Genomic DNA, 9,023 nt, shown 5'->3' with positions numbered 1-9,023 from the left:
AGATGTGTATAAGAGCCAGCCCCCGTACCGCACTGACGCATCTGGGCCCGGAAGAACCGAGCCCGAGGGGCCCGGCGACGACGCCGTGCCCCTGAGGGCCGCCCACGATATGAGCCGCCCGCTCAGTTGCACATCCTCCGCATCTCGCTCAGGTCCGGCATGCCGAACGCGGGCACGCCGGGCGCTCTCAGCGGGACACGGGAAGCCGCACCACGGCCCGCAGCCCAGGCGCGGCGTCCTCCAGAGCGACCGTGCCGCCGTGCGCCCGCACGGTCTCCCGTACGATCGCCAGCCCCAGCCCGGCGCCGCCCTCGTCCCTGCTGCGCCCGGAGTCGAGCCTGGTGAAGCGGTTGAACACCCGCTCCCGGTCCTGTTCAGGAATGCCGGGACCGTCGTCGGTCACGGTCAGCACGCCGTCGGCGGTCAGCGCCACCTCCACCTTGGAGGCGGTGTGGCGGACCGCGTTGTCCATGAGGTTCGTCAGCACCCGGCTCAGGTCGAGCGCATCGCCGCGGACCACGACCGGGTCGCAGACGGTCAGGCGGGCCTCGGCGTACCTGTCGACGAGTTGCCGCACCACCTCGTCGAGGTCGACCGGCTCACGCCGGGCCGGCACGCCGCCACGCTCGTCCAGGCGGGCCAGGGCCAGCAGGTCCTCGGCCAGCCTGGACAGCCGCATGGTGTCCTCGAGCACGCCCTCGGCGGTCTCCTGCCAGTCCTGGCCGTCGGGGTGACCGAGCGCCACCTCCAGCTGCAGCCGGATGCTGGCGAGCGGGCTGCGCAGCTCATGAGCGGCGTCGGAGACCAGCGCCCGCTGGCGCTTCTCGGCCTCCTCGAGACGGGCCAGCATGCCGTTGAGCGTGGTGGCCAGCGAGTGCACCTCGTCACGTGACTGCGGCACCGGCAGCCGCCGCGACCGGGCGGTGTGCGTGATGTCCGCCGCGCTCTTGCGCAGCGCGGCGATCGGGCGCAGCGTCCGGCCGATCATGAGCCAGCTGGCCACGGCGAGCAGCACGACCAGCCCGGGCGTGCCGACCCGCAGGACCCGCCCGGCCGTGCCGAGGCTGGTCTGGATCTCGGTGATGGGCCGGGCCGCCACCACCGTCTGCCCGCGGTCCGCGCTGAGCACGATCACCCGCAGGTACCCGGGGATCGCGTACGGCCGCCCGTCCAGCAGCGCCGCCTGCCCGTCGCGCAGTGCCCGCGCCCTGGCCTGGGCGTCCAGCAGCGGCACGAGCCTGTCGGTGCCGTACGTGACATGCGTGATCCGGCCCTGCGCGTCGATGACCTGCACGAGCGTGCCGTCGTGCGTGGTGATCGGGCTGGTCAGCGTGCCGGCGTCGGCGGCCACGCGCACCGTGTCCGCCTGCCGCCTGGTGCTCTCGTCCACGGTGGCCATCAGGGCTCGGTCCAGCACGCTGAGCAGCACCGACGCCGACAGCGCGAGGGCGAGCGCGAGCACCGCCGCGGCCGCGACCGTGAGCCTGAACCGCAGCCCCTGACGCCGCCACCACACCAGCGGGGAGTCAGCCACCGTCGCCCGCCAGCCGGTAGCCGGCGCCGCGCACGGTCTGCAGCGCGTTCCTGCCGAACGGGGCGTCGATCTTGCGGCGCAGGTAGCCGACGTACACCTCGACCACGTTCGGGTCGGTGTCGAAGGTGTCCCACACGTGCTCCAGGATCTCCGACTTCGACACCACCTCGTCGCGCCGGCGCATCAGGTACTCCAGCAGCGCGAACTCGCGGGGCGTCAGCTCGACCGACCTCCCGTCGCGCTCCACCTTGCGCCGCGCCGGGTCCAGCGTCAGGTCGCCGGCCATGAGCACCGCCGGCCGCCGCCCCGCGTCGCGCCGCAGCAGCGCCCGCAGCCTGGCCACCAGCACCACGTACGAGAACGGCTTGGTCAGGTAGTCGTCGGCCCCCAGGTCGAGCCCGTCGGCCATGTCGTACTCGCCGTCCTTGGCGGACAACATGAGGATCGGAACCCAGTTCTCCTCCGCGCGCAACTGCTTGCACACGTTGTAGCCCGACAACCGGGGCAGCATGATGTCCAGCACCACGACGTCGTAGTCGCCCTGCCTGGCCGCGTGCAGCCCCTCCTCGCCGTCGTGGGCCAGATCCACCGCGAACCCCTCGGCCTGGAGCCCACGCTGGAGCGCGGCGGCCATCCGCCGCTCGTCCTCGACGACAAGTACTCTCATATGGCAATTCTCCCGTTCCTGCCCTGAGAAGACGCTGAGACGACGCTGAGAAGACTGAGAGCCGTCTCAGACAGTCTCAGGTCTGCCACAGGATGCATCACGCAGGCTCTGAGCATCGACATACCGTTAAGGAGTGAGATGCGCAGAGGCACGTTCGTGAGGTGGGGAGTCCCGATCGCGGCAGCGGCCGTGATCGGAGCCGCGATCGGCGCAGGCCCCGTCATCGCCGCGGTGAGCGGCGATCCCGTGCTGCCGGAGCGGTCGGCCGAGCAACTGCTCGCCGACGCCGCGGCGGCCACCAGCAAGCAGCAGGGCATCGCGCCGATGTCCGGCACCGTGCAGCAGACGGCGTCGCTGGGCCTGCCCGCGCTGCCGCAGACCGGCGGACAGACGTCACCGCTCAGCCTGCTGTCCGGCTCGCACGAGGTGAAGGTCTGGTACGGCGGCGACCAGAAGTTCCGGGTGGCCATGCCGACCCAGCTGAACGAGACCAACCTGATCGTGAACGGCGACCAGGCCTGGTACTGGGACAGCGCCACCAACACCGCGACCAAGTTGACGATCAAGGAGGGCAGCGAGCAGAAACACACGACGCCCGTGCCGCAGCCGACCGACCTGACGCCGCCCCAGGCGGCCCAGCGGATGCTGGAAGGGGTGGACGAGCACACGTCCGTCCGGGTGATCAACAACGCCGAGGTGGCGGGCCGGCCGGCCTACCAGCTCGTGCTGACGCCCAAGGACGAGGGCTCGCTGGTGCAGGAGGTACGCATCGCGCTCGACGGCGAGACGTACGTGCCGCTCCAGGTCCAGCTGTTCGCCAAGGGGTCGGCGGAGCCGGCGTACCAGGTGGGCTTCACGCAGGTGACGTTCACCCCGCCGGCAGCCGAGAACTTCACCTTCACCCCGCCCGCAGGGGCGAAGGTGGAAGAGGCCACGCTCGGCGAGGAGGGCTTCGGCAAGAAGGCCGAGGAGCGCGCCGAGCACGCCGCCGACGTGGCCGGCCAGGTCAAGTGGGTCGGCGAAGGCTGGTCGAGGGTCGCGGTCGTGCCGTTCAAGCTGTCGGACCTGCAGGCCCAGGCCGGGCAGGGAGCCGATGAGGCCAACGGGGCCGCGATGCTGGACACCGTGCTCAAGTCCGCCACCCCGGTGAGCGGCACGTGGGGCTCGGGCAAGCTGATCAAGACCAAGCTCGTCACCGCTCTGCTGACCGACGACGGCCGCCTCCTGGTCGGCGCGGTCACACCCGAGGAGCTCACCAAGGCGGCGGGCGTCAAGTGACCGCCATCACGCTGGAAGCGGGGGCGCCCTTCGGGGCGGCCCCGCCCTCGGGGGACGCCATCGTGACGCACGGGCTGACCAAGCGCTTCCGCGGCGGCCAGATCGCTGTGGACGCGCTGGACCTGGCCGTGCCGCGCGGGTCGGTGTTCGGCTTCCTCGGGCCCAACGGCTCGGGCAAGACCACCACGATCCGCATGCTGCTCGGCCTGGTCGCGCCGACGGCGGGGACGTACTCCGTGCTCGGCCTGTCGGCCGCGCACGCCCTGCCCCTGGTGGGGGCGCTGGTCGAGGGCCCGGCGTTCTACCCGTACCTGTCGGGAGCGGCCAACCTCATGCGCTTCGACGCCGCCGACCCGACCGCGGAGCGCGCCACCGCCAAGCGGCGCGTGGCCGACGCGCTCGAGCGTGTGGGGCTGTCGGCCGCCGCGGGTAAGCGGTACCGCAACTACTCGCTCGGCATGCGCCAGCGTCTGGCCATCGCGGCCGCGCTGCTGGGGCCGCGCGAGCTGCTCATCCTGGACGAGCCGACCAACGGGCTCGACCCGCAGGGCACCCGCGAGGTGCGGACGCTGGTCAAGGAGATCGCCGCCGACGGCACCACCGTCTTCGTCTCCTCCCACCTGCTGGCCGAGATCGAGCAGATGTGCACGCACGCGGCGATCATGCGTACCGGCAGACTCGTCGCGCAGGGCACGATCGCCTCGCTGAGCAGCGGCCGGGTCGCCCTCGTCAAGGTGGAGACGCCGGACGTGGCCGACGCCGCGCGCACGCTCGGCACGCTGGGCCTGGCCGACGTGCGGCCGGGCAACGGGGCGGTGACCGCCGAGCTGGGCGGGCACGCTCCGGAGAAGATCAACGCCGCGCTGGTGGGGGACGGCGTGGCCGTACGGGGGCTGGCGGTCGTGCGGCCGAGCCTCGAGGACGTGTTCGTCGGGCTGACAGGGGAGGGCTTCGATGTCGACGGCTGACACCCAGACGGGGATCCGCCGTACACCGGGGCTGGTCCCGGTGGCGGAGACCATGCGCACCACCGAACGCCATCCGCCCGAGGAAATCTCCGCTCCTGTGCCCCCTGCCAGAAGGACGTGGGCGTTCTGGCGGCTGCTCGGCTCGGAGCTGGGCTTGACCTTCCGGCGGCCGCGCAACCTGGCGCTGCTGGCCGTGCTCGCCCTCGTGCCGATCGTCCTCGGCATCGGGCTCTGGATCGCCGCCGGCTCCGGCGGCGACGACGAGATGAGCGGTCTCATCCAGGACGTCGCGGGCAACAGCCTCATGCTGACGTTCCTGTCGTTCTCCTTCCTCGTGCTGCTGCTGATGCCGGTGGTCGTCAGCGTGGTCGCGGGCGACTCGATCGCGGGGGAGGCCGGCACGGGGACGCTGCGCTACCTGCTCGCCGCGCCGGCCGGGCGCACGCGGCTGCTGGCGGTGAAGTACCTCAACGCGGTCGTCTTCGCCTACGCGGCCACCGCGGTGGTGGCGCTGTCGGCGCTGCTGACCGGGCTGATCCTGTTCCCCGGCGGGTCCGTGACGCTGCTGTCGGGGACCACCGTCTCCATGGCGGACGGGCTGCTGCGCATCCTCGTCACCGTCGGGTACGTCGGCGCCGGCATGGCCGCGCTGGCCGCCGTCGCGGTGGCGTTGTCGACGTTCACCGAGGTGTCCATCGGGGCCATCGCCGGGACCATGGTGTTCATCATCGTCTGCCAGGTGCTCCGGGCCATCCCGGACCTCGCCCCGATCGCCCCGTACCTGCTGCCGACCTGGTTCACCAACTTCGACGCGGTCCTGCGCAGCCCGATCGACACGGCCGCCCTGCGGGACGGGCTGCTGGCGTTCGGCGCGTACATCATGCTCTTCGGCTCGATCGCGTGGGCCCGCTTCTCCGGCAAGGACATCACGTCCTGACCGGTCGCGCCGCTCAGGACGAGCCGGTCGCCGTCTGCGTCGGCGTGGTGGAGACCGCCGCGGAGGGGTCCGGCGACTCGCCGGGCCCTTCCTGAGGGATCGTGCTGATCGAGGTGGACGGCTGCGGGCACTCCCGCCGGGCCGCCCCGTTGCCGCGTCCGCGCCCCGCCGGGCTCGCGCACGGGCCGGGGTCGGCGCCGCCCGGGTCGCCGGGGCCGCTGGTGTTCTCAGGGTGGGCGGTGACCTTCCTGCCGGGTCTGTCGGGGGAAGGGCTGAGCACGGCGAGCGGGTCCCGCGTGCGGGTGGGCGCGACGAAGGTCGTGGGGGTGGACGTGACCGGGACCACGGTCGCCCGCGTGGGCGGCAGGCCGCCGGTCGGGGTGGCGGACCGGCGGACGGTGGAGTCGGCGCTGCCGTGTGGCTGGACGACCGCGGGGTCGGGCAGCAGCGAGCCGCCTCCCATGGTCGTCCCGTCGCCCCCGGAGGCCGCGATCACCGTGATGGCCGCGATCGACACGGTGGCCAGCGCCGCGAACGTCGCGTGGGACAGATGAGCTCCCGCCTTCGCCCGGTTTCTCCGCCGCGGCGTGGTGCCCGGCTCCGGCTCGTCGGGCGGCGGCGCGAGACGTACGCGGCCTCCGCCGGGCGGATAGGGCACGGGGGTCCAGATCTCCGCGAGCACACTCGCCACGGCCTGCCGCAGATCCCAGGGATCGCCCACCCCGCCGGCGGCCAGCAGCGCACGCAGCAGGTCGGCCGCCTTCGGCCGGTCGCCGGGGTCTTTGGCCAGCGCCGCCTCGACCGCGGGCCGCAACATGGCGGGCACGCCCTCCAGTCGCGGCGGGTCGAACAGGATGCGCCTGGTCAGCACGTCCGGCTCACCCCCGCCGAACGGATGGTGCCCGGACGCGGCGAACGCCACGAGGCACCCCCACGCGAACACGTCGGACCCCGGCAGCGCGGCGCCGCCCGTCAGCCGCTCCGGCGCCACCCAGCCGGGACTGCCCATGATCTGACCGGCCTGCGTGTGCGCGGCCAGCGTGTCCACATCGCGGGCGATGCCGAAGTCGATGACGCGCGGCCCCTGCGTGGACAGCAGCACGTTGCCGGGCTTGAGATCGCGGTGCACCAGCCCCGCCTCGTGCACCGCCACCAGCGCGGCGGCGACGCCGAGCGCCACGCCGTAGGCGAGGTCGGGCGTGAGCGGCCCCCTGGCCATGACGACCTGGGAGAGCGCGGGGCCGGGGATGTACTCGGTGACCAGGTACGGGCGGTCCTTGTCGGTGCCGTCCTCTACCACCGCCGCCGTGCAGAAAGGCAGCAATCTGCGGGAGAATGCCACTTCCTCAGCGAAGCGCGCTCGTAACGTGGCATCGTTGAGATGCACCGCATGCGGTGTCTTGAGCGCGACCAGGCCACCCTGAGGGTGTTCGGCCAGATACACCACTCCCATCCCGCCGGTGCCGAGCCGTCCCAGGAGCAGGTATCGGCCGATGATGACCGGGTCGCCCACCGTAAGCGGTCGCACGCCAGGTGGCATGCCGCTCTCCCCACGTGCCATCCGGGGCCTCGCCTCTCCTTGGATCTGGACACGGCAAAGCACACTGTGACCGGATCCGCGGGGGCTTTCCGCATGTCTTACATAAGGGGTATTGGAGGTAAGGCGGTCGTAACTCCCAAGTGAGTAAGGGAAGTGATTTAACGGCCTGAAGTGGTATTTCGTCGTTCGTGGGATCGCGGCTAGCGGTCGCGGTGGATCCAGCGCGGGGTCACCAACCCCGACTCGTACGCCACCACCACCAGCTGTGCCCTGTCCCGTGCGCCGAGCTTGGCCAGGATGCGGCTGACGTGCGTCTTCACCGTGGCCGGGCTGAGCACCAGCCGGTCGGCGATCTCCTCGTTCGACAGACCCGACGCGACCACCCCGAGCACCTCCCGCTCCCGCTCCGTCAGCCCGGTCAGCTCCGGCGCCGGCCTGGTCACCCGCCCGGCGAACTCCGCGATCAGGCGCCGCGTGATCGCCGGCGCGATGAGCGCGTCGCCCCTGGCGGCCACCCGGACCGCGTGGATCAGCTCCATCGGCTCGGTGTCCTTGAGCAGGAAGCCGCTGGCGCCCGCGCGGAGCGCGCCGTAGACGTACTCGTCCATGTCGAACGTCGTGAGGATGACCACCCGCACCCCGGCGAGCGCGGGGTCTTCGACGATCCGGCGGGTGGCCTGGATGCCGTCGAGGCCGGGCATGCGCACGTCCATGAGCACCACGTCGGGCGTGCCGGCGCGGGCCAGGCGCACGGCCTCCTCGCCGTTTCCGGCCTCACCGACCACGGCCAGGTCGGGCTCACCCTCCAGCATGAGCCTGAACCCGGCCCGCACCAGCCGCTGGTCGTCGGCGAGCAGCACGCTGATCATCGGCGTGCTCCTACGGGCAGCCGGGCCAGCACGCGGAAGCCCCGGCCGTCGTGCGGGCCGTACTCCAGGGTGCCGCCCAGCCCCGCCACCCGCTCGGCCATGCCCGTGAGGCCGCTGCCTGCGCCGGCACGGGTGCCGTTCGTCCCGTCGTCCTCGACGAGGATCGTCAGCAGGCCGCCCTCCACGGCCACCTCCACACTCACGTGGGTGGCGTCGGCGTGCCGTGCGGTGTTGGTGAGCGCCTCCTGGACGATCCGGTACGCCGCCAGATCCACCTCGGGCGGCAGGCATACCTCCTGGGGCTGGCGCAGCCGCACCTCCAGCCCGGCCCGGCGGGCGTTGCCCACCAGCCGCCCGATCTCGCCGGTCCCCGGGTCGTGCCGCAACTCGCCGACCGTGGCCCGCAACTCCCGCAGGGCCTGGGCGCTGGCCTGCTTGATGGCCGCCAGCGCCTCCTCCGCCTTCTCCGGCCGGTCGGCGATGCGGTGCAGCGCGGCCCCGGCCTGCACGTTGATCAGCGACATCGCGTGCCCCACGGCGTCGTGCACGTCCCTGGCGATGCGCAGCCGTTCCTCGATCACCGCGCGCCGCTCCGCCACCGCCAGGTACGCGCGGCGGCTGCGGGCCGCGGTCCCGAAGGCGATCACCATGAGCAGCCAGCCCGTGATCATCAGGATGTCGCCCGGCGGCATGGCCGTCGTGATCTCCTGCCAGGCGGCCCCCGCCACCGCCACGGCTCCGCACGCCACGGCGATCAGCGGATGCGTACGGTCGGCGACCGTGTAGAGCGCCACGATGCAGGCCACGTAGATCGGGACCTCGGGGTAGCCGTTCGCGAAGTAGAGCGAGGTCAGCGCCATCTCGGTGAGCAGCACGGGCACCGGCTGCCGGTTGCGCAGCAGCAGCACCGCGGGCGCCAGGACGAGCAGCAGATGGCCGTACGGCCACAGCGGCGTGAGGTCGGTGCGGCTGACCAAGGGGTAGAGGACGATGAGGGCGGCGACGGCCAGCGCCACGAGCACATCGGCCACCGCGCCGCGCGGCCGCCACGGGAAGGCGGGTAAGCGTGGCCGCACGAAAGCGCCATGAGCTCAGCCTAGTCGCGCAACGCCCACCGGCGAGGCCGCTCGTGGCCTGGCCGGCCGCGATGCCCGCCCACGCGCCGGCGAGCAGCAGGGCGGCAAGGCCGGCATCCTGGAAGCTCGATCTGCGGAAGGCGCCCCGTAGGGC

General features: G+C 72.5%; 8 protein-coding genes. 3 read left to right on the top strand and 5 right to left on the bottom strand.

What is annotated here, in order from left to right:
- Positions 1–187 precede the first annotated feature (187 nt).
- Both ETD86_RS50055 and ETD86_RS50050 read right to left on the bottom strand, forming a co-directional pair.
- Complete coding sequence (locus tag ETD86_RS50055; RefSeq protein ID WP_138673665.1) at positions 188–1,534, bottom strand: sensor histidine kinase; 1,347 nt, start codon at positions 1,532–1,534, stop codon at positions 188–190.
- The gene (locus tag ETD86_RS50050) at positions 1,527–2,201 is read right to left on the bottom strand and encodes a response regulator transcription factor (RefSeq protein WP_138673664.1); all 675 of its coding nucleotides are present in this window, start codon (positions 2,199–2,201) and stop codon (positions 1,527–1,529) included. The genes ETD86_RS50055 and ETD86_RS50050 overlap by 8 nt, the downstream gene beginning before the upstream one ends.
- Positions 2,202–2,339: 138 nt before the next feature.
- Between ETD86_RS50050 and ETD86_RS50045 the strand changes: the two genes are divergently transcribed.
- From ETD86_RS50045 to ETD86_RS50035, 3 genes are read left to right on the top strand one after another with little or no spacing between them, the layout of a single operon-like run.
- Positions 2,340–3,479, top strand: a complete 1,140-nt coding sequence (locus ETD86_RS50045) for a LolA family protein (protein ID WP_138673663.1) — start codon at positions 2,340–2,342, stop codon at positions 3,477–3,479.
- Positions 3,476–4,447, top strand: coding sequence for an ABC transporter ATP-binding protein (locus tag ETD86_RS50040; RefSeq protein WP_138673662.1), 972 nt, complete (start codon positions 3,476–3,478; stop codon positions 4,445–4,447). Before ETD86_RS50045 ends, ETD86_RS50040 begins: the two co-directional genes overlap by 4 nt.
- Positions 4,434–5,384, top strand: a complete 951-nt coding sequence (locus ETD86_RS50035) for an ABC transporter permease subunit (protein ID WP_138673661.1) — start codon at positions 4,434–4,436, stop codon at positions 5,382–5,384. Before ETD86_RS50040 ends, ETD86_RS50035 begins: the two co-directional genes overlap by 14 nt.
- A 13-nt stretch (positions 5,385–5,397) precedes the next feature.
- On the opposite strand, the gene ETD86_RS50030 is transcribed toward ETD86_RS50035, so the two are convergent.
- From ETD86_RS50030 to ETD86_RS50020, 3 genes are all read right to left on the bottom strand, one after another.
- Entirely contained in the window at positions 5,398–6,912 is a 1,515-nt protein-coding gene (locus ETD86_RS50030; RefSeq protein ID WP_170223731.1) for a serine/threonine-protein kinase, read from the bottom strand.
- 212 nt (positions 6,913–7,124) lie between these two features.
- Positions 7,125–7,793 (bottom strand): response regulator, encoded by a 669-nt coding sequence (locus ETD86_RS50025; protein WP_138673659.1) that lies wholly within the window; start codon positions 7,791–7,793, stop codon positions 7,125–7,127.
- Positions 7,790–8,869 carry a sensor histidine kinase gene (locus tag ETD86_RS50020; RefSeq protein WP_138673658.1) on the bottom strand — a complete coding sequence of 360 codons (1,080 nt, stop codon included), beginning with the start codon at positions 8,867–8,869 and terminating at the stop codon, positions 7,790–7,792. The genes ETD86_RS50025 and ETD86_RS50020 overlap by 4 nt, the downstream gene beginning before the upstream one ends.
- Between the last annotated feature and the right edge of the window lie 154 nt (positions 8,870–9,023).

Origin of the sequence: Nonomuraea turkmeniaca, assembly GCF_005889735.1 — a bacterium.
Classification (GTDB): Bacteria; Actinomycetota; Actinomycetes; order Streptosporangiales; family Streptosporangiaceae; genus Nonomuraea; species Nonomuraea turkmeniaca.
Note: the sequence above shows the minus strand (reverse complement) of the source record. Positions and strands in the feature narration are given on the sequence as shown.

Coding starts and splice junctions, on each gene's coding strand:
- ETD86_RS50035 (WP_138673661.1), top strand. CDS start 4,434: ATGTCGACGGCTGACACCCAGACGGGGATCCGCCGTACACCGGGGCTG.
- ETD86_RS50025 (WP_138673659.1), bottom strand. CDS start 7,793: ATGATCAGCGTGCTGCTCGCCGACGACCAGCGGCTGGTGCGGGCCGGG.
- ETD86_RS50045 (WP_138673663.1), top strand. CDS start 2,340: ATGCGCAGAGGCACGTTCGTGAGGTGGGGAGTCCCGATCGCGGCAGCG.
- ETD86_RS50050 (WP_138673664.1), bottom strand. CDS start 2,201: ATGAGAGTACTTGTCGTCGAGGACGAGCGGCGGATGGCCGCCGCGCTC.